This is a genomic window from Streptomyces tailanensis (assembly GCF_008386495.1).
Taxonomy (GTDB): Bacteria; Actinomycetota; Actinomycetes; order Streptomycetales; family Streptomycetaceae; genus Streptomyces; species Streptomyces tailanensis.
Genome location: NZ_VTHJ01000004.1, coordinates 162,602 through 187,708 on the forward strand (window position 1 = coordinate 162,602; position 25,107 = coordinate 187,708).

A 25,107-nucleotide genomic window follows, 5' to 3' on the forward strand; every position below is an offset into this window, starting at 1 on the left:
GTTGTGGGGGTTGCTCGCGCCCACGCGGCGGAGCCCCATATCGATACAGCCCCGCGCGCCCCTGGCTTGGCTGCCGTGGGCCTTTCTGGGTTTGCTGAACCGTTTCTTTCGGTTCGCGGGGTCCCATACTGTGCCCCCGTGACCGAGATCGACACCTCGCCGCTGGTCCTGCATGGTCGGCGGCGTTCTGTTGCCCGGCTGAAGGCCGGCGTGCTGTTGCTGGACCAGGGGCGGATCCGCCGCCGTATCCCCGTGGCGGCGATCGAACGGTTGGACGTGGGCGGCCAGCGAGGCCGGGAGCTGACCGTCGTACTGACCGCCGGGGCCCCACCCGCCGTGACCTATGTCCTAAGGGCACGCAGCGCCCCGATGGTCCGGGAGTTCGCTGCGGCCGTGAGCCGGGCGCTGCCCGTACGGGACGCCGAGGAGCCGCGTCCCGACGGGACGGGGCTGGTGTCGGAGGAGGTGGTGAAGCGGTGGTCGCCGCGCCCGGAGCGCTGGGTGGCGACGGGCCTGCTGGTGGTCTATCTGCTGGTGCCGCTCGTCCATTGGCTCGCCGGAAGGACGACACCCTTCGTCCTGTGGCTGCTGGGCCCCTGGGTGGCCCTGCTCGGGCTGGGGAGCGTGATGGGCGGTTGGGAGGCGAAGGAGAAGGCAGCCGCGCTGCGCACCCGGGGGATCACGGTGGAGGGGCGACTGGAGTACTCGTACGAGGAACGCTCCGGGGAGGACACCGTCAAGAAGCACGTCTACTCCTTCACCGACACGAGCGGTGAGGTCCATCAGCGCCATGGCACGAAAGGCGGTGGCGCCGAGCGGGTCGAGATCGTCTACGACCCCGCGGACCCGAAGGAGAACAACAAGGTCGGACGCGGTACGGCGGTGCGGCTGGCCGGGGCATGGCTGCTCGTCGTGCTGGTCGGGGTCCCGGCGGTGGTGGCCGGGGCGGTGTTCATGGTCGTGGGGGTGGTGGCCCTGTTCCCATGGCCCGGAGCGGAATGAGGCCCATGGCGGAGAGGGGGTGAGGCACCCACGGCAGGGAGGGGAATGCGTCGCGGTCGTGAGCTGTTGAGACTGGCGGAAAGTTCAATAGTCAACTAAAGTGAGCGTACGACGAGGAGGTACCGACATGCCCGCAGTGACCGTCGAGAACCCGCTGGCCCTGCCCCGAGTGGTGGCGCCGGCCGACGCGGTGGCCCGTCCCGTGCTCGGTGTGACGACCGCGCCCAGTGGCTTCGAGGGTGAGGGCTTCCCGGTGCGCCGTGCGTTCGCCGGGATCCACTACCGCCACCTGGACCCGTTCATCATGATGGACCAGATGGGTGAGGTGGAGTATCAGCCTGGGGAGCCGAAAGGGACCCCGTGGCATCCGCACCGCGGCTTCGAGACCGTCACCTACATCATCGACGGGATCTTCGACCACCAGGACAGCCAGGGCGGTGGCGGCACCATCACCAACGGCGACACCCAGTGGATGACGGCCGGTTCCGGCCTCCTCCACATCGAGGCGCCGCCGGAGTCCCTCGTCATGTCCGGCGGGCTCTTCCACGGCATCCAGCTCTGGGTGAACCTCCCGGCCAAGGACAAGATGATGGCCCCCAGGTACCAGGACATCCGCGGCGGCCAGGTCCAGCTCCTCACCACCCCCGACGGCGGCGCGCTCCTCCGCGTCATCGCCGGTGAGCTGGACGGTCACCAGGGACCGGGCATCACCCACACCCCGATCACCCTGCTCCACGCGACCGTGGCGCCGGGCGCGGAGATCACGCTGCCGTGGCGCGAGGACTTCAACGCCCTCGCGTACGTCCTCGCCGGGCGCGGCAGCGTCGGTGCGGACCGGCGGCCGATCCACATGGGTCAGACGGCCGTCTTCGGCGCGGGCTCCTCGATCACGTTCCGCGCGGACGAGAAGCAGGACTCCAACGCGCCCGACCTGGACATCGTGCTGCTGGGCGGACAGCCGATCCGTGAGCCCATGGCCCACTACGGTCCGTTCGTCATGAACACCCGCGAGGAACTGCAGCAGGCTTTCGAGGACTTCCAGAAGGGGCGGCTCGGGACGGTCCCGGCTGTCCACGGGATGTCCGAGGGCGGCATCTGAACGTGAACGAGTCGAGGCTCCTGTCCGACCATGGGCGGGGGCCCTTCGCCACCGGCGGGTGCTTGAGTCCGGTACGGTACGACAAGGCCCGAAGTCGCAACGCTGGTTTGCGACTTCGGGCCTGTCTTACACGGGTGTTACGGCGCTACGGCAGCACGTAGAGCGGTGCCCCGTCCGGCGCGCGGCCGGCCTGGCGCACACACTCCTGTTCGCACAGCATCTCCAGGCAGTCGCGGACGCGGTCCAGGGGCAGACCCGTGTCCGTCGCGATCTCCTCCAGGTGGTAGTCGGCGCCGCCGTGTAGCAGCGTCGGGGCCAGGTAGGCCGCCACGGCGTGGACGTCCTCGGTGAGACGAGATTCCTCGCCTTCCAGTTGGCGAGGAGTTGTTGCGGAGTCAGCTCCGGCGCGGGGGAGGAGCGGGGGCGGTCGGCGGGGCGCCGTAGGTTCTCCGCGATGTCGCGCAGCGCTTGGGCCATCACGTCCTGGCTGCGGCTGAGCTGCTTCAGCAGGTCGTTCCGCTCCTGTTGGAACGCCGTCAGCATCTCGTCCGCCCGGATGTTCCGCTCTTCGAGTCGCACGATGGCGTCGGCGACTTGTTGCGGCATGACGTAGGCGGTGGTGTCGGTGGGCGAGGGTTGCACCGGGGCCGGTTCAAGGCTGTAGGAGCCGTCGACCTGGATGGTCTTGATGACCTCGGAAACCCAGTCCTTGAAGGGCTGGGACTCCGGCTTCGTGCACCCGTTGACGAGCTGGATGAGCCCCTGAAGGTTCACCATCTTCATCGTCTTACGAAGCCCGTGACCTGTAATATTGCGTGCTGCGTCGCTCTGGCCGACGCTTCGCGCAATATCGCCGAGCGTTGTTACGTGCTGTTGCGGGACCATGTTGTGCACGGCGTCCCGCGTGTTGGCGTAACCGAGATTGCCCGCCACATCCATCGCCGGAAACCAGTGCGTTCCGTCCGGCAACGTGAGCCTCCGGATTCGCGCCCCCGTGGCCGCGAACACGAAGTCGTTGATGTCGATCGCGTCCTGCTGTTGTGCCGCCGACTGGTCCGACGGCGGGTTCTTCTGCTCGTACATCGAGCATCACCTCCGCCTCGGAAGCTAGGCAGAAGGCGGAACAACTCGCGGTCGTAGCAAGGATGTTCACCCGATAGTGGACAGAGGTATCGATTCTGTGACAAAGGGTGAGTGGGACAGGTCCCCTCCGCCTGCCCCTCTCACCTCTGACCTTCCGCCTGTCGGCGGAAGGTCAGAGCCTGCTGTTGCCCCCCTTGTTGACGATGGTGGCCTTCTTGCAGTTCTTCCAGGTGAGCTTGTTCGGGCCCTTCTTTCCGCTGCCCTTGCCGCCCCAGAGGGTGAGGGGGACGGGCTTGCCGTAGTAGCCGATGCCGTACTTGTTGTTCTTGAAGACGTTGCCGCCGCTGCCGCAGACTTCGCCCTTCGCCGTGTCGCGCCACTCGCTGAACATGGCGTACGTGCCCGACTTGGTGAAGGTGTTACCGCTCACCGTGTTGCGGCTGCTGCGGTCCCGGATGCGTACGGGGTCGCCGGAGATGGAGGAGAACTTGTTGCCGGTGATGGTGCTGCCCGTGGTCCGGTAGAGGTAGACCCCGTGCATGTGGCCCTTGTTGCGCAGGTTGGAGAACGTGTTCTTCTTGATCACGATGCCGGAGGAGTTCTTCACATGGACCCCGGCGTAGCCGGTGGAGCCGCTGAGGTTCTTGAAGGTGTTCCCGGTGATCGTGACGTTCGAGACGTTGCGCAGCAGGATGGCGTTGGCGTGGCCGGAGAACGTCCTGCCCTTGATGGTGAAGTTGCCGGGACCGCCGTTGATGCAGAGCTGGTAGTCGCCCGTCGGGCACTTGCCCTGTCCCGGGTACTTCGCGGCCACGGCCGGCGCCGACCAGCTCGGCTCGGCCAGGGCACCCAGGATCAGCGCGCTGCCGACCGCGGTGGTGACGAAGGCCTTCGGTACGGAACGGGTACGCGGGGCGTGCGTACGCATGGGGCGACTCCTCTTCATGTGGGTCAGGCGGGTGGGGCGCGGCCGGGCCACCCCCGTGGGGCCGGCCGTCGCGACAGCAACCGAGCCTGGGCTGCGGGATCTTGTCCGGCAATGGCTTTCCGTGTCCGGGACAGACGGGCCGCTGTCCGGGCTGGTCAGCGGCTTGTCCGGGCAGTACGGGCGAGACGGGGCGGGGCGCCCGACGTGGCCGGGACGAGGGTTGTCGGCCGCGACGGCCGGGATCACAATGACCGCATGGCGATCACGGGGGACGGCGAGAACACCGAGAACACCGAACGCAGCGGAACAACCGGGGAGTTAGGACCGGGGGGCGCGCGTACTTCCGCGGAGTACGTCGCCCTGTTGCGGCGGCTCAAGGAGCACAGCGGGCTCACCTTCCGGCAGTTGGAGCAGAAGGCCGCCGCGCGCGGTGACGTCCTGGCGCGCAGCACCCTCGCGGACGTACTGCGGCGCGATGCGCTGCCCCGCGCGGAGGTCGTCGCCGCGCTCGTCCGGGCGTGCGGGGCAGGGAAGGACGAGTCCGCGTGGCTGACGGCCAGGGAGCGGATCGCGTCCACGGCCGGGGTCGTCGAGGGCGAGTCCTCGGATTCACCGGACTCGCCCGACTCACCCGACTCATCGGACTCCCCCGCATCGTCTTCCGGCAGCTCCGGCAGCCGTCTGCGTACCGCTTCCCTCGCCGCCGTGGCCTCGCTCGGGACCGTCGCTCTGCTCGTCATCGGCGCGCTGGTGCTGTTGCCGCAGGACGGGGAGTCGCCGGCCGCCGAGGGTGCGGGCGGCCAGGCGTCGGAGACGTCCACCCCGGTAGAGCCCGGCCCCGCCCCCGGACTGTCCCGCATTCGCCCGGTGCGCGCGCCCGAGCTGTGCCTGACCGACGGGGAGGCGCACGTCGAGAGCGGTGCGTCCAAGGTCGTGGCGGTACAGCGGCCGTGCGGCGAAGCCGTACCGCCGAAGACGTATCTGCTGAAGTCGGACGACGGGCTGTACCGCATCCAGTGGGACCACCCGGATCCGGACAAGGGCAAGGGCTGCCTCACCCTCCTGACCGACGGGGAGTTCCGGCAGATGCTCGAACCCCGGAACGACTGCCAGGTCCCGGGGCCCTCCCAACTCTTCCGTATCGAACGCGCCGAGGGCACCGCCGACGGCTGGCTACTGCGCCCCGAGCAGGCCGACGACATGTGCCTCGGCATCCGCGGGAACGCCGACGAGGCGAACGCGGTGGCCGTCGCGGAGAACTGCACGGAGAAGGAGAAGGGGACGGACGTCCTCGCGCAGGTGTTCCTCATCGGGCGAGGGTGACGGTCGGCGTCGGCATCGGCGTCGTATGACAGTGCCCGCCCCCCGTCACCCGCCCGGGCCGTCCGCGCACGACAGCCCCTCCCGGGCCGTGGTCGGCTGGAAGCGTGCAGCTGCTCCCCGAGCCCGTGCGGCGTCTTGCGGCCTGGTGTGTCGTCGTGCTGCTCGTCGCCGGGGTCGTGTACATCGGCGTCCGGTTGTGCGTGGAGTTCAGGGCCGCCGTCACGCCCGTGCTGCTCGCGCTGCTCGGGACCGCGCTTCTCGGGCCGTTGTACCGGCGGCTGGTCAAGGCTCGGGTGCATCGTTCCGTGGCGGCCGGGCTGACGTGTGTCGCTGTCGTCGCGGTGGTCGGCGGGGCCGTGTACATCGTGGTCGCGGCGCTCATCGACACCGGCGATCAGATCATCGCCTCGCTCAGGGACGCGGCCGACGATCTCGCCACGCACTTCGGGGCCGCCGGGACCTCGCTCGATGATCTGGCCGCCAACGCGAAGGAACTGCTCACCAGGTTCGGCGGGACGGCGGCCTCCAATGTCATCAGCGGGGTGAGCGTCGTCGGTGAGGCCATCGCCTTGGCCGTACTCGCGCTGCTGCTCGTCTTCTTCTTCCTGCGGGACTCCCACCGCGCCGTCGGTATGATCCGCGCCGTCTCGCCGCGCGGGGGCGCCGACACCGTCGAGGCCATCGCCCGGCGGGCCTTCGGGGCGGTCGAGGGGTTCATGCGTGGGACGACCCTCATCGCGCTCATCGACGCCACCTGCATCACCGTCGGGTTGCTGATCCTCGACGTGCCGGGCGCGGTCGGGCTCGGCGCGCTCGTCTTCGTCGGCGCCTACATCCCCTACCTCGGTGCTTTCATCTCCGGCGCGGTGGCCGTGCTCGTCGCCCTCGCCGACCGGGGGTTCGTGATCGCGCTGTGGGCCCTCGGGGTGGTCGTCGCCGTCCAGGTCCTGGAGGGGCATGTGCTGCAGCCGCTGATCCAGAGCCGGACCGTACAGATGCACCCGGCGGTCGTCATGCTCGCCATCACCGCGGGCGCCTCGGTCGCCGGCATCCTCGGCATGCTCCTCTCGGTACCGCTCACCGCGGCCGTCTTCGGAGTCGTACACGAACTACGGGCGCGCTATGCCACCGAGGAAACCCCTTAGACCCCTTAGACCCCTTAGACCGCTTAGACGACTTAGACGACCAACCTTCCGTCCGACCCGTCCGCCGGTGCCGCCTCGTACAGCTCGAACCAGATGCTCTTGCCGTCGCCGCGCGGATCCACGCCCCACGCGTCCGCGAGCATGTCCATGAGCACCAGGCCGCGGCCGGAGGAGGCCAGTTCGCCGGGGTGGCGCTTGTGCGGGAGGTCGTCGCTGGTGTCGGTCACCTCGATACGCATCCGGCGCTTGCCCCCCTCCCCGGCCATCTCGGCGACGAGCAGCGCGTCGGCGTCGGTGTGGACGAGGACGTTGGTGAGCATCTCGGAGACGAGGAGGACCGCGGAGTGGATCTGGTCGTCGGAGGTCCAGTCGTGCAGGAGTTCACGGACCTGCTGGCGGGCCCCGGCGATCCGCTCGGGCTCGGCCTGGGCGACGGTCAGAGCGGTACGGCGTACGGGAGGCCGTACGGCGGTGGTGTCACCGCGGCCGCGGCCCTCGCCCGCCCGGCACAGCAGCAGCATCGCGATGTCGTCCTCGCGCCGGTCGGCGAGCGGGCCGGGGGTGTGGTGCGAGGAGGGGCCGTGCACAGCCTGGACCAGCACATCGGCCAGCGCCTCCAGCCGCCCCGGTTCCAGAAGGCCCGGCACCGACTTCAGCCCACCGGACCCCATGCCACCACCGGACTTCAGCCCGCCGCCGACGCTGCCGTCTCCGCTGCCGTCCCCGTCCCCCTCGTACGGCCTCGCGTCGAACCCCTCCAGGATCGTGCGGACGCGGCGCCAGCCCGTGTCGAGGTCGTGGCCGCCGGTCTCGATGAGACCGTCGGTGCACAGGAGCATGGTCTCGCCGGGCTCCAGCACCAGCTGGGTGGTGGGGTAGTCGGCGTCGGGGTCGATGCCCAGCGGCAGGCCGCCCGGGGTCGGCCGGAGCAGTACGGTGCCGTCGGCCATGCGGACCGCCGGGTCGAGGTGCCCGGCACGGGCGATGTCCAGTACGCCGGTCACCGGGTCGACCTCGACGTACAGGCAGGTCGCGAAGCGCAGGTCGGCGAGATCGGCGGCGGAGTCGTTGGTGATCCCGTGCAGGAAGCGCGAGGCACGGGAGAGGACGGCGTCGGGGCGGTGGCCCTCGGAGGCGTAGGCGCGCAGGGCGATGCGGAGCTGGCCCATGAGCCCGGCGGCGCGTACGTCGTGGCCCTGGACGTCGCCGATGACGAGGGCGAAGCGGCCGCTCGGCAGGGCGATCATGTCGTACCAGTCGCCGCCGACCTGGAGTCCGCCGCCGGTGGGGACGTACCGTGCGGCGACGCTCATGCCGGGTATCTCGGGGCCGAGGGTCGGCAGCATCGTGCGCTGGAGGCCGTCCGTCAGCTCGCGTTCGGTCTCGGCGGCGTCCGTGCGGGACAGGGCCTGGGCGAGCATGCGGGCGACGGTGGTCAGGACCGAGCGCTCGTCGGGTGTGAAGGTGACCGGATAGGTGAAGCCCGCCATCCACGCGCCGATGGTGCGGCCGGCGACGATCAGCGGCAGGAACGCCCAGGACTGGCGGCCGAACTGTTCGGCCAGCGGCCAGGAGGTGGGGTAGCGGGCCTTGTACTCCTCGGGGGAGGAGAGATAGACGGCGCGGCCGGTGCGCACCACCTCGGCGGCCGGGTAGTCCGTCTCCAAGGGCATGTGGAAGGCGGCCTCGTCGCCCTTCTTGTGCCCGTGGTGGCCCGTGACGGTGAGGTGGTCGGCCGCCACCCCGAACACGGCGAGCCCGTCCGGGGAGAAGCCCGGCATCGCCAGGCCCGCCGCGACCCGCAGCACCTCCTCCGTCGACCGCGCCTCGGCCAGCGCGCGCCCCGCGTCCAGCAGGAACGCCTCGCGTGAGCGCCGCCAGTCGCCGGTGACGGCGGGGGCGCGGGAGGCGGTCTCCGGCGAGGGCTCGGTGACCTCCTGGATGGTGCCGATCATCTCGACGGAGTTCCGCACCGGGTCGAACTTTGACTTGGAGCGGCTGCGGACCGTTCGGATCACCCGGCCCCGCTCGTCCATGACGCGGATCCGGACCTCGGCGATGGTGTCCTCGGCACCCGCGAGCTGGACGACGGAGACGATCTCGTTCCAGTCCACGGGGTGGAGCCTCGCCCGGGCACAGGCCTGGGTGAGCGTCCTCGGCTCCGGGGGCAGCCCCAGCATCCGGGCGGCTTCGGCGTCCACGGTGACGGCACCGGCAGCGCTGTCCCAGGTCCACAGCCCAGTCTCGAGGGCGGACAGGACGTCCTCCACGGTGGGTGGGGGCTCACCAGTGCGCATTGACCCACTCTAAGAACAGCTGATCTGACGGTGCCACCGCAGCGTAGTCGCTCCGCTGGGAGCCGGGGGGTGTTTTGGGAGGGTCAGGGTCGTCGGGAGGCTGTGGATGTGTGGGGGCTGGTCGCGCCCACGCGGCGGAGCCGCAAATCGATACAGCCCCGCGCCCCTTATGGGGCGCCCCGAACGCGGCGGCCCCGGCCGGTACCCTGGGCTGTGTTTCACGTGAAACACAGCCCAGAATCCCCGATCAGCGAAGACTGGATGAACGACGATGCATCGGTACAGGTCCCACACCTGCGGCGAGCTCCGCGCCTCTGACGTCGGCACCGACGTCCGGCTGAGCGGCTGGCTGCACAATCGGCGCGACCTGGGCGGCATCCTCTTCATCGATCTGCGCGATCACTACGGCATCACGCAGCTCGTCGCCCGTCCGGGCACCCCGGCGTACGAGGCGCTGGACAAGATCTCCAAGGAGTCGACCGTCCGCGTGGACGGCAAGGTCGTCTCCCGCGGCACCGAGAACGTCAACCCTGACCTGCCCACCGGCGAGATCGAGGTCGAGGTCGGCGAGGTCGAGTTGCTCGGCGCGGCCGCCCCGCTCCCCTTCACCATCAACGCCGAGGACGGGGTCAACGAGGAGCGGCGCCTGGAGTACCGCTTCCTGGACCTGCGCCGCGAGCGCATGCACCGCAACATCATGCTGCGTACGGCGGTGATCTCCGCGATCCGTCACAAGATGACGGCGCTGGGCTTCAACGAGATGGCGACCCCGATCCTGTCCGCCACCTCCCCCGAGGGCGCCCGCGACTTCGTCGTCCCCTCCCGCCTCAACCCGGGCAAGTTCTACGCGCTCCCGCAGGCCCCGCAGCAGTTCAAGCAGCTGCTGATGATCTCGGGCTTCGACCGGTACTTCCAGATCGCGCCCTGCTTCCGTGACGAGGACGCCCGCGCGGACCGTTCGCCGGGTGAGTTCTACCAGCTCGACGTCGAGATGAGCTTCGTGGAGCAGGAGGACGTCTTCCAGCCCATCGAGAAGCTCATGACCGAGCTGTTCGAGGAGTTCGGCAACGGTCGTCACGTCACCTCGCCCTTCCCGCGCATCCCGTTCCGCGAGGCGATGCTCAAGTACGGCTCCGACAAGCCGGACCTGCGCGCCCAGCTGGAGCTGGTGGATATCACCGACATCTTCGAGGGCTCGGAGTTCAAGGCCTTCGCGGGCAAGCACGTACGTGCACTGCCGGTGCCGGACGTCTCCGCCCAGCCCCGTAAGTTCTTCGACCAGCTCGGCGAGTACGCGATCGAGCAGGGCGCGAAGGGCCTGGCCTGGGTACGCGTCGCGGAGGACGGTTCGCTGTCCGGCCCGATCGCCAAGTTCCTCACCGAGGAGAACGTCGCCGAGCTGACCAAGCGGCTGTCACTGGCCGCCGGGCACGCGGTGTTCTTCGGCGCCGGCGAGTTCGAGGAAGTCTCGAAGATCATGGGCGCGGTGCGGGTGGAAGCCGCGAAGCGCGCCGGGCACTTCGAGGAGGGCGTCTTCCGCTTCTGCTGGATCGTCGACTTCCCGATGTACGAGAAGGACGAGGAGACCGGCAAGATCGACTTCTCGCACAACCCCTTCTCCATGCCGCAGGGCGGCCTTGAGGCCCTTCAGACCCAGGACCCGCTGGACATCCTCGGCTGGCAGTACGACATCGTCTGCAACGGCGTCGAGCTCTCCTCCGGCGCGATCCGGAACCACGAGCCCGACATCATGCTCAAGTCCTTCGAGATCGCGGGCTACGAGCGGGACACCGTCGAGGAGCAGTTCGCGGGCATGCTGCGCGCCTTCCGCTTCGGCGCCCCGCCGCACGGCGGCATCGCCCCCGGCGTCGACCGCATCGTCATGCTCCTCGCGGACGAGCCCAACATCCGCGAGACCATCGCCTTCCCGCTCAACGGCAACGCCCAGGACCTGATGATGGGCGCGCCGACGGAGCTGGAGGAGACGCGGCTGAGGGAGCTGCACCTGTCGGTGCGGAAGCCGCAGCCGAAGTAGCCTGTATCTGAAGTAAGGCAAGCCTTGCTGCACGGCTTTTCGTAAAGGGACCTGAAATCGCCCGTCGATTTCAGGTCCCTTTCCTCTGAGTGCGGAAAAGGGGCCGTTTTCTCAGCTCATTGACAGGCTTCTTACCTAACTTCCCGGCGCATGACAGCGAATCAACAGCCTCAATATGATGTGACGCGTCGGAAGGTCGTCGTGGCGGGTGCGGGTACCGTCGCAGCGGTGGGCCTGGGTGGCGCCTTGGCGGCCAACGCGTTCGCCGGTGAACGGAGAAAGACCCCCGGCGAGGAGTGCTACCGGCTGACGTCGGAGACCGTCGAGGGCCCGTACTACATCGACGCGGACAAGCTCCGCCAGGACATCACCGAGGACCGCGAGGGCATCCCGCTCCTGCTCCGCCTCAAGGTGATCGACTCCGAGACCTGCCGGCCGATCCGCGACGCGGCCGTGGACATCTGGCACTGCGACGCGGTCGGCGTCTACTCCGGCTACGAGGACATGGGCAACGGCGGTGGCGGCCCGGCCCCGACCGGCGAGCCGCCCACCGGTGAGCCCCCGAGCGGCGACCCGTCCGGTCCGCCACCCGGCGGCGGCCACCAGGAACCGACGGACGACACCCGCTACCTGCGCGGCACTTGGCGTACGGACAGGCACGGCTTCGTCACCTTCGAGACCGTCTTCCCCGGCTGGTACCGGGGCCGTTGCGTCCACATCCACACCAAGGTGCACGTCAACGGTGAGTGGACGGACGCCGGTTACGAGGGTGGCACCACCTGCCACACCGGCCAGTTCTTCTTCGACGAGGAGTCGGTCCTCGCCTCCGCGGTGGTCGAGCCGTACGTGTCCAACACGGCGGAGCGTACGACCCTCGACGAGGACACGATCTACGACGGCAGCGGCACCCGAGGCGGACTGCTCAAGCTGCGCTACGACAAGCGGGACATCTCCAAGGGGGTCCGGGCCTCCCTCACGGTGGGCGTGGACCCGAAGGCGACCAATGACGGGACGGGGACGCTGCCGCAGCCGAGCGCGTCGGCGTCGCCGTCCGCGAGTTAGAGCATAGGTAAGGTAAGCCTATCCAGAGTTTTTGCCGAAAGGGGGCCCGAAATAGACGGCGATTTCGGGCCTCCTTTCCCTCCGCTTGGGAATGCATGGCAAACCACAGTCCTTTCTTACGGCTTTGACAGCCTGGCTCCCTAATTTCCTCGGCATGACGGGAAACCAGACCGGAAACGAGAACGAGACGGCCCAGGGGCCGAAGCACAAGCGGGACCTGACGCGCCGCAAGGTCGTCGTGGCGGGCGCGGGCGCCGTGGCCGCCGTGGCCGCGGGCGGAGCGGTCGTCGCGACCGCGAGCGCGGGCACGAACAAGAAGGGCACCGCCACCCCCCTCTCCTCCACCAGCGCCAGCGCCGGCGAGGAGTGCTACAAGCTCACCTCGGAGACCACCGAGGGCCCGTACTACATCGACGCGGACAAGCTCCGCCAGGACATCACCGAGGACAAGGAGGGCATCCCCATGACCCTCCGCATCAAGGTGATCGACTCCGAGACCTGCAAGCCGATCCGCAACGCGGCCGTCGACGTCTGGCACTGCGACGCGCTGGGTCTCTACTCGGGCTACGAGAGCTTCTCCGGGGGCGGCGGCACCGCCCCCACCGACGCCCCCTCCGGCACGCCGACCGGCGAGCCTCCCACCGGCGAGCCCCCGGCCGGCGGTGGCGGTGGCGGCGGCGTGCACGAGGAGCCCACCAGCGACACCCGCTACCTGCGCGGCACCTGGAAGACCGACAAGAAGGGCTTCGTCACCTTCACCACGATCTTCCCCGGCTGGTACCAGGGCCGTTGCGTCCACATCCACACCAAGGTGCACGTCAACGGTGAGTGGACGGACGCCGGTTACGAGGGTGGCACCACCTGCCACACCGGCCAGTTCTTCTTCGACGAGGAGTCGGTGCTCGCCTCCGCCGAGGTCGAGCCGTACTCGACGTCCACGACCGAGCGTACGACGCTCGACGAGGACACGATCTACGACGGCAGCGGCACCCAGGGCGGCCTGCTCAAGCTGAAGTACAAGAAGAACGACATCGCCAAGGGCGTCATCGGCTCCATCACGGTGGGCGTCGACCCCGAGGCCACCAACACGGGCACGGACGACTCGGTACAGCCCGGCGCGCCGGAGACGGCTTCCGCCTCCGCCTCCGCGAGCTGACGGTCGTACGACGCAGCCGAGCCGACGGACGTACGGCTCGGCGAACGGCCCGGAACCCCACCCCCTGGGTTCCGGGCCTTTGCCATGTCCGGGCTGCCCCTTTTTGGGATCTCAGGAGCGGCACAGACTTCTCGCGGGGAGCGCACAGCGGCGGGAGGTCTCATAGATGCGGCAGGGTGCGGCGATGTCACCCGGCAGAGGACCGGAAGGGCCGGAGGGGACCATGGCATTCGCCGTACTGCTCGCACTGTTGCTGATCGTCGGAGCGGCGGTCGCGGTCGTCGCGCAGCGACGTTCGGCCGGCCCGCGCCCCGGCCGGGGCGACCTCTCCGACCTGGACGCGGAGGCCGACGCCAACCGCTGGGTCGTCCGGCTCGGCGGCAGCCTGTCCGGCATCGACGTACGGGCGCAGGCCGGGGCGGACGGCGACGCGGCCCACTCCCTCACCGAAGCCACCGAACGCCTCCGCACCGCGCGCGCCCAACTGTCCGCCGCGCGGACGCCGGACCAGTACGCGTCGGTGACCCGGACGGCGGCCGAGGGGCTGGGTCATGTACGGGCGGCCCGTACCGCGTTGGGCCTGGACGCGATGGTTCAGGGGGCGGAGTCGGTGGACCGTACGGCGATCAGCAGCCCGCTCGACCAGGCCAGCCGGGCCGTACGGAAGTCGGAGCGCGCCTCCAGAACCGCGAGCAGATCCGTCACCGCCGCCTCGTGACCCTCCGGCCGGCCGGGCTGGGGCAGCAGGTCGTCGATGACGTACGTGCCGCCCGGGGCGACGAGCTCCAGCGCCCGTTCGAGATGGGTGAACTTCCCGGGCCAGGTGTCCGCGAAGACGAGATCGAAGGGGGCGCCGTCGTACTCCTCCAGCCAGCGCCCGCCGTCGCCCGTCACGAAGATGACCCGTTCGTCGCCGCCGAGTTGTCGGCGGGCGATGGCCTGTACGGAGTCGTCGAGCTCGATGGTGACAAGGGTCGCGTCCTCGCTCATCCCGTCCAGCAGCCAGGCGGTGCCTTCGCCGACACCGGTCCCGAGCTCCAGGATCCGCCCGCCGGGGCGGGTCGCGGCGAGGGCGGCGAGGAGGCTGCCGGTGCGGGGGTCGCAGGACATGGTGAATCCGGTGGCGCGGGCGGCCGCCTGCAACTCCGGGAGTCCGGTAGGGAGTTGGGCGGTGGTTGGGTTGTCGTCCATGGTGGGATTCTGGGAGCGGGGTGAGGGACAGCTCAACCGAATTCCGGTTCCGATTCCGGTTCGGGTGGGCCCGGAACTGGGGTACTTCGGCCCACGTCCTACAGACCATGACCACCTCCCCCTCCACGCCCACCCCCACGACCCTCGGCGAAGAAGTCCTCCTCCTCTCCCTCGACGACGCCACGGGAGAGAGCCGGCTGCCCCTGCGGACGATGGACGCGATCGCCGTGGCGACCCTGCTGGAACGGGCCCTGTCCGGCGACGCGGCGGAGGCGGCGCTGCCGGACGACGCCGAGAAGTGGATCTTTGAGCACCGCAACGAGGAGTACGAGACCGCGATCCAGGGCCTCATGGCCAAGGGCCTGATCCGCAAGGAGAAGCGCCGGGTCCTCCTGGTCTTCCGCACGACCAGGTACCCGGAGTCGGACGGCAGCGTGGAGTCGGCCCTGCGACGCCGCTTGGCCGAGGTGGTCCTGGAGGGAGCCGACCCGGACCCCCGCACCGCCGCCCTGATCACCCTCCTCCACCACGGCGAACTCCAGGCCCTCGCCTTCCCCGAGGCGGACACCGACGGCTCGCCGGCCAAACAGCGCATGGCCGGGATCGCCGGACACCACTGGGCGGACCCGGCCCTCCGCCGCATGGCCGAGACCGCGGCCGCGACGGCGGCGGCCCTCACGGCGGCGGCGATGGTGACGACGGTGGTGGTGATCACGACGGTGACGTGAGCGGTTGGACGGTGACCGAGTGAGCGTCAGACGGTTCAGACCGTGATGACGAGCTTGCCCCGGGGGTGGCCGTCGCGCAGATGGCGGAGGGCCGCGGGTGCCTCGCCGAGGGGGTACGCGCGGTCGATGGCCGGGATGATCCTGCCCTGCTCAGCGAGGTCTTTGAGGGCCAGGAGGTCCTCTTGACGGCTGAGGGAGACGAGGTTGCGGAGGTTCTGCGCGATGAACGGCGAGAGCAGGACGGCCCGGAGACCACGGCTCATGCCGCCGAGGAAGCCGCTGCCGCCCTCGCCGCCGACGATGACGAGAGTGCCGCGTGGCGTGAGGACGCGGCGGAGTACCGGCAGCGGCCGAAGCCCCGCGTTGTCGACGATGACGTCGTAGCGGTGCGGGCTGTCGGTGAGGTCCTCGCGTGTGTAGTCGATGACATGGGTGGCGCCGAGTGAGCGGACGAGGTCCGCGCCGGTCGGACCGCAGACGCCGGTGACCTCCGCGCCGTACATCGTGGCGAGCTGGACGGCGTACGTTCCCACGCCGCCGGACGCGCCGATGACGAGGACCCGTTGGCCGGGCTGTGGGCGGGACTTGCCGCTGAGGGCCTGGAGGGCGGTCATGCCGGAGACGGGGAGGGCGGCCGCCTGTTCGAACGTGAGGTTGGCGGGCTTGAGCGCGATCTTGTCGGCCTTGGCCCGCGCGTACTGAGCGAACGAGCCCTCGCAGTTGCCGAACACCTCGTCCCCCGGCTTGAATCCGGTCACCTTCGCCCCGACCGCCTCGACCCGCCCGGCTCCGTCCCACCCCCGTACGGGGTTCTTGGGCCTACGAAGCCCCAGCGCGACCCGGGCCACATACGGCCGCCCCGTCATCAGATGCCACACCTCGGGCCCGCAACCGGCGGCACGCACCTCGACCAGCACCTCGTCGTCGCGGGGTACGGGGCGCTCGATGTCCCGCAGCTCCAGAAGATCCGCCGACCCGTACGCATCCTGAACGATCGCCTTCATGGCCGTAGCTCCTCTTTGCGGTCCCCGACGTCGAATGTCCCGGTTGCGCTGAGCACCCCGATTGTTCCGAGCATCTCGGCGGCTCGAACGGCTGACCAGATTCCTGAGGGCGGTTTTGGAAGCGGGCAGGATGAGCTTTCCTACGGCGGACGGTTGACCCCGCCTGCTGCCGCCCGGGGATGTGCCCCGCCCTCCCTCAGGACTGCCAGGCGGATCTAGGTAGAACCAATCTACGTAGATTGGTTCTACCTAACTTGTTGATCTGGACGCTTCGGGGAACCGGTCGAACAGTTCCTCGGCGTTGGTGACCGTGAGGGCCTCGTCCACCCAGTGCAGCAGGGTGACGGGGTCATGGCACGAGCTGATGCGCTCTCGCGTGGAGGCCAGGGTGGGGATGCGTCTCTTCTCCAGAAGGTGCAGCACCAACGAAGCCCGCTCCTCGATCCGGCCGGCGGTGACGCCGCGGAGGAAAGTCTCCTCGATGAGAGTGCCGTGGCCAGGGAAGTAGCTGCCCACGATGCCTCCGACTTCCAGCACCATTGCTGCTCTCCTTATCACGCCGCCGGGGTGAGTTCGCACCACACGAACTTGCCGTGGCTGTTCGGGCGTTGGGTTGCTGAGCCGAGGTAGTACCAGCCCCAGTTGTCGGCGCACTCCTCGATGAGGGTGAGGCCTCGGCCGGATTCGAGGGACGGCATTGGGGCGGCGGTGAGGGGGGCAGGGCCGGTGGGGTGGGGTCCGTGTCCCATACGCCGATACGGAGGATCGGGGCCGACCAGCGGAGCCTCATCGCCTCCGGGCCCTTGGTGTGCTGCACGGCGTTGGCGACCAGCTCGCAGGCGAGGAGTTCGGCGGCTTCGATGAGGTGGGGGAGGCCGTGCAGGGTGAGGATCAGGCGGAGGGTGCGGCGGGCGATGGTGACGGCTCGGGGGTCGTTGGGGATGGAGAGGGAGTAGGTCCAGGGTTCGGTGAGTTGGCTGGTGGATTCCTCGGGTTCGGGCATGCGTGACTCCTGTGGGGTGCAGGGGAGTTGGGAGTTGGGCTGCGCTGTGGTCGCGGGCGGTGGCATTGCCGCGCCCGCCATGGCACGGCGGTGCGGTGCGCTTCCGGGACGTCCCGGCGATTCGCAGCGTGTGCGGCGCGTCACTGACGGTAGAGGAGAAATTTCTCCTCCTGCAAGCCGTTCGCGTAACCTGACACCCGAACGAGGGGGTCCAACGGGGCCTTCAGGCAGTGCTGTTGAGGGGATGAGCCGCCATGGCGCCGAGGAGTCAGCCGACCGCCCGGCAGGTGCGACTGGGTGCCGAGCTGCGCAAGTTGCGGGACGCGGCAGGGATGTCGGCCAAGGAGGCGGCGCGGCTTCTGTCGTCAACCTCGGCGCAGATGAGTCAGGTCGAGTCCGGGTTGTCGGGGGTCAGCGAGGAGCGCGTACGCAGACTCGCCGCGCTCTACGTGTGTGAGGACGAGGGACTGATCGAGGCCCTTGTGGCGATGGCGACTGACCGTACGAGTGGCTGGTGGAAGGAGTACCGAGAGGTGTTGCCGCCGGCGTTCCTGGACTTGGCGGAGCTGGAGCATCACGCCAGGTCGATCCAGGTGATCGGGACCGCGCACCTTCCGGGACTGTTGCAGACGGAGGAGTACGCGCGGGCGGTGTTCGCGTACTGGGTTCCGGAATTCACGGGGGGCGAGGTGGAGCCACGGGTCGGGCATCGTATGCGCCGCAAAGCTGTCATCACGCGTGACGGGGCCGTCGAGTACAAGGCGGTGATCCACGAGTCCGTGCTGCGGACGCGCGTCGCCGACCGGAGCGTGCAACGGGCCCAACTGGACGAGATCCTCCGGAAGTCGGAGCGTCCGAACGTCACCGTGCGCGTGGTTCCCTTCGACACCGACGGCTTCGCCGGTGCGAGCGCAGCGCTGCTTTACCTGGGCGGACCGGTGGCCGCGCTGGACACGGTGCAGCGGGACACCCCGTACGGGACCGCCTTCCTCGACGAGGCTTCTCAGCTCATCGCCATGCGAACGCTCTTTCGTAAGGTGGAGTCGGCATCGCTCGACCCCGTGAAGTCCCGGGACTTCATCCACCGTTTGGCGAAGGAGCTGTAAGAGACGTGGCTCAGTGGCAGAAGTCGACCTTCTCCGGTGGCGCCGACGGTAACGAGTGTGTCGAACTTGCCTGTTGTGGTACCGAGTTGCTCCTACGCGAGAGCGACGACCCGACCCGAATACTTCCCCTCGCCCCCACCGGCCTCGCCGCGCTCCTCCGGCGGCTCCAGGCGGAGCGCCTCTGACCGCAGACCTACCGGGACGGCCGCAAAGAGGCCACCGACGCGGCGGAGGCGATCCGGGAGGCTCTGGCCGGTCTCGGCTTCCCCGAGAGCGTCTGGGGCAGTGTCCGCCCCATGGTCATCCACAGCGGTAAGCCGTACGTGCACCTGGGCATGGTGCGCGCGGCTGTGGCCCAGCGGATGGCGAAGGCTATGCGGACCCCGGCCGAACCCGGCAAGTAACCGGCCTCCGCCGGAGCTCGGACCGTTCGCGCCCAATGCACCGCCTCCGGCGGCAGCAACACCACGCGCGTGTTGTCCCCGCTGATCGCCACGCCGATGGAGCCGCCCGCAGCCATCGCGCGGTCGCCGGAGGCCGATACCTCCGGGGGCTGCTCGCCGATCACGGGCGTGGTGTGGTGTGGCCGTCGCCCGTGATGGCAACGCCGATGTTGCCGCCCGCCGCGATCGCCCTCGTCCCCGACGCCGTGACCGTCACGCCTCCGGATGGCAACAGGCCCGCCAGCTCGCGCAGCAGCTCCGCGTCCTCACGCAACGCCCGCTTGATCTGCTGGCGCAGGGCCGCCGACGCGTCCCCGTCCGACGGTTCCCGCGCCGCGTCCGCCACCGCCGACTCCAGCTCCGCCCGCCCCTGCTCGTCCCGGCGGTGCCACACCGCCTGGAGCATCCGGCGGCCGATGTTCGCCGTGGCCTCCACCGCCGCGCTCTCCGCTCGCGTCAGCACCCCGGTGCCGTACGCGACCACGGCCGCCGTCAGGTACGGGCCCGCCTGGCCCACCAACTGAACAATCTCCGCGCTCATCCCCAGCCCTTCCCCCGCACGGCCCATCGCCAACACAGCGTAGGGACTGTTGGCTAATCCCGTAGGGCCACCGGCGATTGTGCTTTCAGTCTCAGCGACACGCCGCGGTCACGGCGTGTCGCTGAGACTCACGACCCAATTGGGCATCCCAACGGCTCCGCCGGACTATCGCTTCAGGGCCCGGTACCGCCTCACCAGCGCCACCACCTTCTCCGGGTCCTTCCCGCCGTTCAGCTCTGTCAGGAGGTCGTCGGGGCAGAGTTCGTAAAGGTCGCCCCACCAGCCCCGGCGGCGGTTGTCGTAGATGCGGTAGCCGCCGGGGACGCCTCGGGCGACGTAGCGTCGTTTGCTCACCAGGGGTCGTCCTCCGGAGGGGGGTTCATCGCCTCCTCTTCCAGGAGGCGTTCGGCGATGTCGTCGGCCCAGGACTGGGCCCACTGGCGGAGTGACATGGTGGCCCGTTCGTCGAGGCCGTGGCGAGTGAATTCCCGGTCGGCGAGCCACTCGATGCTCTCCAGACGGGACTGGAGGTCGGTGAGGTCGAAGCCGGCGGAGGTGTGGCGGCGGGCCAGTTCCTCCAGTTCGGGGAGGGTCCAGCGATCGGCGGCGGCGTGGACCGCGATGAGGTCCCGGGGGGCGCCTCGGTCGGCCAGGGCGCGGACCTTGGTGCCGACCACGTCTTCGAGGGCAAGGGCCGGTCCCAGGGGCGTCTCGACCGGGGGGCGCCACAGGGTTTCCTTGAGGACGTCGAGGGTGCGTTCCTCCGCTGTGGTCGGGTCGGTGATGCGGAGGCGGGCGGAGAGGGGATCGGTCTCCACCTCCTCCAGCAGCCAGCCTCGTTCCGCCAGGCCTGTTCGGACCGTGGCGGCGATCTGCTCCATGGGGGCCGGGTGCTCTGTCGCCACTTCCAGGTGCCGGCCCGGCGGTCTCGCCTCGGTCAGGCCGTGTGCCCGTACCGCGTGGTCGCCGGTCAGGGCCAGGGCGTAGGGGGCGCCGATGGTCAGGATGTCGGTGAGGAGGTGGTGGACCGGGTCGGCGGGCTCGGGAAGGTCGAGGCCGTTCATGTGGTGGCCTGTGGGGTGGTCGTGACTGGTGGAGGTGGGGCCATGGGGGGATTATCACGGCCCCGGCCCCCGTCAGCCGGTCAGTACGGCCGTCGGCCCACCCAGTTGCCCGGTGGGTCGAAGTTCGCGACGACGTACGTCCAGCCGTTGTCGCACCTGGTCTTCGCCGCGCCGATCCTCGTCGAGGCGCGCCACACCACCTGGGTGTAGTGGAGGCACTCCTTCCCGTTCACGCAGGAGTTCGAGGCGCGGTCGTAGTCGGGCTTCTCGTCCACCCACAGGCGGGCCGCGTCCGACATCGAGAAGTCGGGGCTGGATCCCTTGGCCAGGTTCTCGCCGTACCGGCTGTTCGAGTGCGTCAGCCGGCAGTCGTCGACGCGCCGCCCGGCCCAGTAACGGGCCTGTCCGGCGACCGAGTCGTCCCAGACGAGGGGAGGGACACCTGCATCGGCTCGCGCCTTGTTGACGATCGTCAGGAGGCCGTTGATCTCACGTTTTCGCGCCCCCGCGCCGGTCACCTCAGCCACCCCAGCTACATCAGCCACCTCCGTTGCCCCAGTTACCGCCCCCGCCACGGCTTCCCCCGCCGTCGAGTGGTGACCGACCGCCTGCGCCGCCCCCGGTGTGAGTGTCACCATCGCCGCCGCCGCGGCGGCCAACGCCCGCACCCTGTTCTGCCGCACTCCCCGTGCCCTCCCTCTGTCGCCCCAACTTCCTTCCTGGCGTTGCCAGTTGTAGAGGAGGGGCAGGACTCGCCGTGGCGGACGGAGTGACCTGCCATCCCATCGGGGGAAACCGGGAGGCAGGGGGTTTGAGAACCTCTTTCCCGGCATGAACTCACAGAGCGAAGGAGCGCGCCGACCATGGCGGATGTCAGAGTCACGTATGACCGAACCGCGGACGCGGCCTACGTCTACCTCGCCGACCCACAAGCCCGTGCCACGGCGTCGGCGGCCATGTACCCCTGTGATCCCGTGCAGGTCGGCGGCATGATCAACCTCGACTTCGACGAACAGGGGCGCCTCATCGGTGTCGAGGTGCTGGGGGCCAGTGCGAAGCTGCCGACGTACCTGCTTGAGTCGGCGGAGCGCCTGGACGCCGAGGGTGCGTCCTGAGAACGAGCCAATCGCCCGTCGCGGATCAGTCCCCCATGTCCCAGTAGTCCCTCATCTCCTCCATTGTGCGAGGGCTCTTGCGCCATGCTTCCCAGTAGTCCAAGCCGGCCCGCCGCTTTCGCCGCTCCTGGCGATCGAGCACCGCGGCGACAGCCGCACACGAAGCCAGAAAGGCGATCTCTGCCGCAAGTGCACCTAGAGGGTGTTGGCCGACCAGTCCCGAGGGAAAGGGCGGCGATGCGGCTGATCGGGAAGACGAGTGCGGCTGTGATGGTGCCGAGGCAGCCGAAGCGCGGCCCTCCTATGAACATCAGGGCGCAGCAGATCCTCAGGAGGACGATCGCGACGACCAGCACCCATTGCGCGGGGCTGGATGGCCCCTGGCCTGCGGCAATGGCCGCTGTGCGGAATCACATGGCATTTGCCGGCATGCGCACCCCTGGGAGAGTGACTGCCTGCGATTTGCGTGATCAGTTGACGGCGCGACATGCCACTTCTAGCGCTCCCCACACGGGACGGGTCCCGGGTTCCTGGAGCGGAACCCGGGACCCGGGAACGAATGAGGGATCAGCAACCCTCAGTCGGAGTTACGGCGTCACCATCAAGGGCGTACGTCCCACCACCGTCTCGCCGTCCCCGAACTCCACGACCCCGACGTACCGTTCGCCGCGCGTCGCGCCCGAACCCCATGTCACCGTCACCTCGGGGCGGTCGCCCGCGGTGACTCGCTGGCTGGAAGGGCTGACCGTGGGGGGCAGCGCCGGTTCGCCCTGGCCGACCTTCCAGCTCCACAGGGTGTACTGCTGGCTGGTCGCGCCGGCCGGGAGTTCGTACTGGAGGACGTAGACGTCGTAGTCGCCGGGCGGCAGGTCGGTGTGTTCGTCGGAGCCGACGTCCGGCCAGCGGCCGATGTGGTTGCCGGCGGTGTCGAAGACGTACAGGTCGAGGTCGCTGCCGGGGAGGTGGTCGGCGGTGGTGATGGCCAGGCGGGTGAAGGCGGCGCCCTCGGGGACGTGGACGCGGTGCTTCACGACCGCGTCGTTGGTGTGCTGGCTCTCCCAGAAGGCGGACTGGTCGGTGCCGGTGAGGGTGCCGGTCGTCCTCTCGCCGGTGTACAGGGCCGCCTTGGCCGTCAGGGAGCCGGTCCAGCCCACCCCGGCGGTCAGCTTCACCGAGTCCTCGCCGCTGACCGTGACCTCGTCCGGCGCCGCGAAGTGCGTGGGGCTCAGGGCGATCGGGCTGGTGACCCGGTGACGGGCGTGGGTGTCGCTCCAGGTGAGGGAGCCGTAGGACCAGGTGTCGAGGGTGGCGTCCGTACGCTCGAAGCGAACCCTGTACGAGGCCGACTCGCCCGGCGCCAGCGTCAGCCGCTTCGGGGTGACCTCGGCGCGGAAGCCGGGCGGGGTCTGGAGCTTGGCCTGGTACGTGGCCGTCTCCGGGGACACGTTGGTGACCTTGCGGGTGACCGTCTGGAGGCCGTAGAGGTCGCCGACCGAGATCGACGGGTAGTTCAGGTCGCTGGGGTCGAGTGGCGCGGCCGTGGCGCAGGGGTCCTCGCCGTTCTCGGCCGCCGGGGGGTTGCCGATGGCGCAGAGGTACGCGGTCCAGTCGGCGGACGTCGAGTCGTAGACCAGGCCGGGGTCGGCGGCGCGGGTGACGCGGGGGGTGCCGGCGCCGTAGTCGAGCGGGGTGGCGGAGTCGGCGAGCTGGCGGCCGACGGGGTCGCCAGCCTCGTCCTTCGTCGTCGCCGTCGTCATCAGCGCCGACTTGATCTCCATCGGCGACCAGCTCGGGTGGAGCTGCTTCAGCAGGGTCGCGAGGCCCGCGATGTGCGGCGCCGCCATCGACGTACCGGACATGAAGCCGAACGAGCCCGCGTATCCCTGCAGGCCGCCCGGCACCGTGCCCGCCGGGACGGTCTCGCCGGGGGCGGCGATGTCCGGCTTGAGCAGGTCGCCGTCGCTGTAGTGGTCGGGGCCGCTGGAGGAGAAGGAGGTGACGTCCCGCGTCGTGACCTTGTGGCTCTCGCTGGGGATGAACTCGGCGGTCGCGCCCGCGGTGGCCGCGTACTCCTTCACCGCCGGCGCGTCCTCCTTGCCCACCTGGAACACGGGGACGGAGAAGACGAAGGCGAAGAAGTCCTGGGCGCTGGTCGGGGTGTGGGTGAGGACGATCGCCGCGCCGCCGGCCGCCTTGACCTCGGTGGCCTTGGTCCCGACGAAGATGCCCTCGCCGCCCCGGTCGCAGACGACGATCTTCCCCTTGGTCCGCTCGGGGTCGAGCGTGCCCGGCGCGCACAGCGCGGCCCGCTCGGCGGTCGCGTCCGACTTGCGTACGTCGGCGGCGTTGACCAGCGGCGTCGAGGGGACGCTCGGGTTCATGTTGCGCCCGGTGAAGCGGCGGCCGTCACCGAGGGCGAGGGACGCGGTGTAGTCCGTGTCGTGCGTCGACGCGGCGACCGTCGTCACCCAGGGGGCGGTGTGTTCAACCGTGTCCGGGCCGCTGTTGCCCGCCGAGGCGGCGACGAACACGCCCGCCTTGGCCGCGTTGAACATGGCCTCCTTGGTGGGCGGGCTCGCGATGTCCCCGCCTATGGAGTAGTTGATGACGTCGACGCCGTCCGCGACGGCCCGGTCGATCGCGGCCACGGTGTCCACGTCCGCGCAGTTCGTGCTCCAGCAGGTCTTGTAGTACGCCAGCCGCGCGGCCGGCGCGACTCCGCTGAGCTTGCCGCTGGTGTTGCTGCCGGGGATCGACGCCTCGACGCCGTGGTTCCCGGCGGCCGTCGTACCGGTGTGTGTGCCGTGGCTGTCCCGGTCCAGCGGTGAGGCCACGTCGTCGGGGGTGGGCTCGGCCACGCCCTTGCGGAACCACTGGGCGCCGATCACCTTGTTGTTGCAGGTGACACGGTTGGCGGGGTCGGGGTCGCTGCCCTCGTCGCAGGCGCCGCGCCACTTCTTGGCGATGATCCCGGCGTCGGGGCGGGGTTCCGGCAGCGGGGCGAGCATCGGGTTCGACGGGTCGAAGCCGGTGTCGACGATGCCGACGACCATGCCCTCACCGGCGTGCTCGGGGCCGCCGAACTTCGACCACAGCCCCTTGTCGCCGGACAGGCCCAGCATGGCGGGGAGGTCGGGGAGGGAGGCGGAGCCGGTGGTTTTGCTGGTGTCGGACGCGGCGGGTGCCTTCGCGATGTCGGTCGGGGCGTCGGATCGGCCGAGGGCGTCGGCCGCGGGGCCGTGGTCGGGCGTCGGGGCGTCGGCGGTCAACTTGCTGACCTTACTCCGCGTCACCGAGACCACCCCCGACGTCCCCGCCAGCTTCGACGCCTGCCGGCCGGTCAGCTTCGCGGCGAAACCGTTGAGCGTGAAGTCGTAGTCGTAGAGCGGCTTGACGCCGGGTACGGCGTCGAGGACGTCGTCGCGGCGATCGTCCAGGTGCTCTCGATAGGCGTCGACCGCGCCGGAGTCGGGGTCGAGCCGCTTGCCGCCCTTCGGTGCCGTCCGCTTCAGACGGGGCAGACCGCCCTCGTAGGCGGCGACGGACGGGTCGGCGAGCGTCACGACGTAGATGCCGGGGTCGTAACTACGGCCGTTCTCCCTGGAGTTGTCGGCGGCGTAGGCGGTAGGAGCGGTGACGGCGGTCAGCGTCAGGGCTCCGGCGAGGAGCGGCGCCAGAAACGTGACGGCCGCTCTCGGGCGTATGTGATGGTGAGTCAACTGTGGTCCATGTCAATCGAATTGGGTAAGACTCGTCCCCCGATCCCCCATGGCCTCAAATGA

Annotated in this window: 23 protein-coding genes and 1 pseudogene; 11 read left to right on the forward strand and 13 right to left on the reverse strand. The window is 69.6% G+C overall.

What is annotated here, in order from left to right; translation table 11 throughout:
• The first annotated feature begins 138 nt into the window (after positions 1 to 138).
• Together F3T56_RS05410 and F3T56_RS05415 are read left to right on the forward strand one after the other, a co-directional pair.
• Positions 139 to 1,002, forward strand: a complete 864-nt coding sequence (locus tag F3T56_RS05410; RefSeq protein ID WP_149823530.1) for a DUF3592 domain-containing protein — start codon at positions 139 to 141, stop codon at positions 1,000 to 1,002.
• Between the two features lie 127 nt (positions 1,003 to 1,129).
• Entirely contained in the window at positions 1,130 to 2,101 is a 972-nt protein-coding gene (locus tag F3T56_RS05415) for a pirin family protein (protein WP_149823531.1), read from the forward strand.
• A 126-nt stretch (positions 2,102 to 2,227) separates the two neighbouring features.
• Here F3T56_RS05415 and F3T56_RS05420 read toward each other — a convergent pair whose 3' ends face one another.
• Complete coding sequence (locus F3T56_RS05420) at positions 2,228 to 3,184, reverse strand: BRO-N domain-containing protein (RefSeq protein ID WP_246203415.1); 957 nt, start codon at positions 3,182 to 3,184, stop codon at positions 2,228 to 2,230.
• 172 nt (positions 3,185 to 3,356) lie between these two features.
• Complete coding sequence (locus F3T56_RS05425; protein WP_172638810.1) at positions 3,357 to 4,112, reverse strand: right-handed parallel beta-helix repeat-containing protein; 756 nt, start codon at positions 4,110 to 4,112, stop codon at positions 3,357 to 3,359.
• Positions 4,113 to 4,367: 255 nt separating this feature from the next.
• Between F3T56_RS05425 and F3T56_RS05430 the strand changes: the two genes are divergently transcribed.
• Complete coding sequence (locus F3T56_RS05430) at positions 4,368 to 5,435, forward strand: helix-turn-helix domain-containing protein (RefSeq protein ID WP_246203416.1); 1,068 nt, start codon at positions 4,368 to 4,370, stop codon at positions 5,433 to 5,435.
• Between the two features lie 104 nt (positions 5,436 to 5,539).
• On the forward strand, positions 5,540 to 6,580 hold the full coding sequence (locus tag F3T56_RS05435) for an AI-2E family transporter (RefSeq protein WP_149823533.1): 1,041 nt from the start codon (positions 5,540 to 5,542) through the stop codon (positions 6,578 to 6,580).
• Between the two features lie 32 nt (positions 6,581 to 6,612).
• Here F3T56_RS05435 and F3T56_RS05440 read toward each other — a convergent pair whose 3' ends face one another.
• Positions 6,613 to 8,877 (reverse strand): ATP-binding SpoIIE family protein phosphatase, encoded by a 2,265-nt coding sequence (locus tag F3T56_RS05440; RefSeq protein ID WP_149823534.1) that lies wholly within the window; start codon positions 8,875 to 8,877, stop codon positions 6,613 to 6,615.
• Between the two features lie 271 nt (positions 8,878 to 9,148).
• Here F3T56_RS05440 and aspS point away from each other — a divergent pair, with 271 nt between their 5' ends.
• The 3 genes from aspS (at position 9,149) to F3T56_RS05455 (ending at position 13,130) form a co-directional block, all read left to right on the forward strand.
• Positions 9,149 to 10,912 (forward strand): aspartate--tRNA ligase, encoded by a 1,764-nt coding sequence (aspS, locus tag F3T56_RS05445; protein WP_149823535.1) that lies wholly within the window; start codon positions 9,149 to 9,151, stop codon positions 10,910 to 10,912.
• Between the two features lie 150 nt (positions 10,913 to 11,062).
• Positions 11,063 to 11,974 (forward strand): intradiol ring-cleavage dioxygenase, encoded by a 912-nt coding sequence (locus F3T56_RS05450; RefSeq protein WP_149823536.1) that lies wholly within the window; start codon positions 11,063 to 11,065, stop codon positions 11,972 to 11,974.
• Between the two features lie 154 nt (positions 11,975 to 12,128).
• Positions 12,129 to 13,130 carry an intradiol ring-cleavage dioxygenase gene (locus tag F3T56_RS05455; RefSeq protein ID WP_149823537.1) on the forward strand — a complete coding sequence of 334 codons (1,002 nt, stop codon included), beginning with the start codon at positions 12,129 to 12,131 and terminating at the stop codon, positions 13,128 to 13,130.
• A gap of 594 nt (positions 13,131 to 13,724) precedes the next feature.
• Here the strand turns inward: F3T56_RS05455 and F3T56_RS05465 are convergent.
• Entirely contained in the window at positions 13,725 to 14,321 is a 597-nt protein-coding gene (locus F3T56_RS05465; RefSeq protein WP_149823538.1) for an O-methyltransferase, read from the reverse strand.
• A gap of 107 nt (positions 14,322 to 14,428) precedes the next feature.
• On the opposite strand from F3T56_RS05465, the gene F3T56_RS05470 reads away from it, so the two are divergent.
• Entirely contained in the window at positions 14,429 to 15,049 is a 621-nt protein-coding gene (locus F3T56_RS05470) for a GOLPH3/VPS74 family protein (protein WP_149823539.1), read from the forward strand.
• Positions 15,050 to 15,084: 35 nt separating this feature from the next.
• Here the strand turns inward: F3T56_RS05470 and F3T56_RS05475 are convergent, their stop codons facing one another.
• The 3 genes and pseudogenes from F3T56_RS05475 to F3T56_RS05485 form a co-directional block, all read right to left on the reverse strand.
• Positions 15,085 to 16,053: an NAD(P)-dependent alcohol dehydrogenase gene (locus F3T56_RS05475; RefSeq protein WP_149823540.1), complete on the reverse strand. Its 969-nt coding sequence runs from the start codon at positions 16,051 to 16,053 to the stop codon at positions 15,085 to 15,087.
• A 249-nt stretch (positions 16,054 to 16,302) separates the two neighbouring features.
• Entirely contained in the window at positions 16,303 to 16,593 is a 291-nt protein-coding gene (locus tag F3T56_RS05480) for a hypothetical protein (RefSeq protein ID WP_149823541.1), read from the reverse strand.
• Between the two features lie 14 nt (positions 16,594 to 16,607).
• A pseudogene (locus tag F3T56_RS05485) lies at positions 16,608 to 17,056 on the reverse strand (ATP-binding protein).
• 254 nt (positions 17,057 to 17,310) lie between these two features.
• Between F3T56_RS05485 and F3T56_RS05490 the strand changes: the two are divergent.
• Both F3T56_RS05490 and F3T56_RS05495 read left to right on the forward strand, forming a co-directional pair.
• The gene (locus tag F3T56_RS05490; protein ID WP_149823542.1) at positions 17,311 to 18,162 is read left to right on the forward strand and encodes a helix-turn-helix domain-containing protein; all 852 of its coding nucleotides are present in this window, start codon (positions 17,311 to 17,313) and stop codon (positions 18,160 to 18,162) included.
• Between the two features lie 5 nt (positions 18,163 to 18,167).
• On the forward strand, positions 18,168 to 18,347 hold the full coding sequence (locus F3T56_RS05495; RefSeq protein ID WP_149823543.1) for a DUF397 domain-containing protein: 180 nt from the start codon (positions 18,168 to 18,170) through the stop codon (positions 18,345 to 18,347).
• 8 nt (positions 18,348 to 18,355) lie between these two features.
• Here F3T56_RS05495 and F3T56_RS05500 read toward each other — a convergent pair whose 3' ends face one another.
• The 5 genes from F3T56_RS05500 to F3T56_RS05520 all read right to left on the reverse strand — a co-directional run bounded on the left by F3T56_RS05500 (position 18,356) and on the right by F3T56_RS05520 (position 20,893).
• Positions 18,356 to 18,730 carry a hypothetical protein gene (locus F3T56_RS05500; RefSeq protein WP_149823544.1) on the reverse strand — a complete coding sequence of 125 codons (375 nt, stop codon included), beginning with the start codon at positions 18,728 to 18,730 and terminating at the stop codon, positions 18,356 to 18,358.
• Positions 18,727 to 19,146 (reverse strand): hypothetical protein, encoded by a 420-nt coding sequence (locus F3T56_RS05505; protein ID WP_149823545.1) that lies wholly within the window; start codon positions 19,144 to 19,146, stop codon positions 18,727 to 18,729. Before F3T56_RS05505 ends, F3T56_RS05500 begins: the two co-directional genes overlap by 4 nt.
• Before the next feature lie 165 nt (positions 19,147 to 19,311).
• Complete coding sequence (locus tag F3T56_RS05510) at positions 19,312 to 19,500, reverse strand: hypothetical protein (RefSeq protein ID WP_149823546.1); 189 nt, start codon at positions 19,498 to 19,500, stop codon at positions 19,312 to 19,314.
• Positions 19,497 to 20,210 (reverse strand): nucleotidyl transferase AbiEii/AbiGii toxin family protein, encoded by a 714-nt coding sequence (locus F3T56_RS05515; protein WP_149823547.1) that lies wholly within the window; start codon positions 20,208 to 20,210, stop codon positions 19,497 to 19,499. The genes F3T56_RS05510 and F3T56_RS05515 overlap by 4 nt, the downstream gene beginning before the upstream one ends.
• 80 nt (positions 20,211 to 20,290) lie before the next feature.
• Positions 20,291 to 20,893: a pathogenesis-related family 1 protein gene (locus F3T56_RS05520; RefSeq protein WP_281291805.1), complete on the reverse strand. Its 603-nt coding sequence runs from the start codon at positions 20,891 to 20,893 to the stop codon at positions 20,291 to 20,293.
• A gap of 180 nt (positions 20,894 to 21,073) precedes the next feature.
• On the opposite strand from F3T56_RS05520, the gene F3T56_RS05525 reads away from it, so the two are divergent.
• The gene (locus tag F3T56_RS05525) at positions 21,074 to 21,325 is read left to right on the forward strand and encodes a DUF2283 domain-containing protein (protein WP_149823548.1); all 252 of its coding nucleotides are present in this window, start codon (positions 21,074 to 21,076) and stop codon (positions 21,323 to 21,325) included.
• 587 nt (positions 21,326 to 21,912) lie between these two features.
• On the opposite strand, the gene F3T56_RS05530 is transcribed toward F3T56_RS05525, so the two are convergent.
• Positions 21,913 to 25,044: a S8 family serine peptidase gene (locus F3T56_RS05530; RefSeq protein WP_149823549.1), complete on the reverse strand. Its 3,132-nt coding sequence runs from the start codon at positions 25,042 to 25,044 to the stop codon at positions 21,913 to 21,915.
• Positions 25,045 to 25,107 lie beyond the last annotated feature (63 nt).

Excerpts from the sequence above, each read along its gene's own strand:
- F3T56_RS05415 (WP_149823531.1), top strand. The coding sequence starts at position 1,130 with ATGCCCGCAGTGACCGTCGAGAACCCGCTGGCCCTGCCCCGAGTGGTG.
- F3T56_RS05420 (WP_246203415.1), bottom strand. The coding sequence starts at position 3,184 with ATGTACGAGCAGAAGAACCCGCCGTCGGACCAGTCGGCGGCACAACAG.
- F3T56_RS05425 (WP_172638810.1), bottom strand. The coding sequence starts at position 4,112 with ATGCGTACGCACGCCCCGCGTACCCGTTCCGTACCGAAGGCCTTCGTC.
- F3T56_RS05430 (WP_246203416.1), top strand. The coding sequence starts at position 4,368 with ATGGCGATCACGGGGGACGGCGAGAACACCGAGAACACCGAACGCAGC.
- F3T56_RS05440 (WP_149823534.1), bottom strand. The coding sequence starts at position 8,877 with ATGCGCACTGGTGAGCCCCCACCCACCGTGGAGGACGTCCTGTCCGCC.
- aspS (WP_149823535.1), top strand. The coding sequence starts at position 9,149 with ATGCATCGGTACAGGTCCCACACCTGCGGCGAGCTCCGCGCCTCTGAC.
- F3T56_RS05450 (WP_149823536.1), top strand. The coding sequence starts at position 11,063 with ATGACAGCGAATCAACAGCCTCAATATGATGTGACGCGTCGGAAGGTC.
- F3T56_RS05455 (WP_149823537.1), top strand. The coding sequence starts at position 12,129 with ATGACGGGAAACCAGACCGGAAACGAGAACGAGACGGCCCAGGGGCCG.
- F3T56_RS05465 (WP_149823538.1), bottom strand. The coding sequence starts at position 14,321 with ATGGACGACAACCCAACCACCGCCCAACTCCCTACCGGACTCCCGGAG.
- F3T56_RS05470 (WP_149823539.1), top strand. The coding sequence starts at position 14,429 with ATGACCACCTCCCCCTCCACGCCCACCCCCACGACCCTCGGCGAAGAA.
- F3T56_RS05475 (WP_149823540.1), bottom strand. The coding sequence starts at position 16,053 with ATGAAGGCGATCGTTCAGGATGCGTACGGGTCGGCGGATCTTCTGGAG.
- F3T56_RS05480 (WP_149823541.1), bottom strand. The coding sequence starts at position 16,593 with ATGGTGCTGGAAGTCGGAGGCATCGTGGGCAGCTACTTCCCTGGCCAC.
- F3T56_RS05490 (WP_149823542.1), top strand. The coding sequence starts at position 17,311 with ATGGCGCCGAGGAGTCAGCCGACCGCCCGGCAGGTGCGACTGGGTGCC.
- F3T56_RS05505 (WP_149823545.1), bottom strand. The coding sequence starts at position 19,146 with ATGAGCGCGGAGATTGTTCAGTTGGTGGGCCAGGCGGGCCCGTACCTG.
- F3T56_RS05515 (WP_149823547.1), bottom strand. The coding sequence starts at position 20,210 with ATGAACGGCCTCGACCTTCCCGAGCCCGCCGACCCGGTCCACCACCTC.
- F3T56_RS05525 (WP_149823548.1), top strand. The coding sequence starts at position 21,074 with ATGGCGGATGTCAGAGTCACGTATGACCGAACCGCGGACGCGGCCTAC.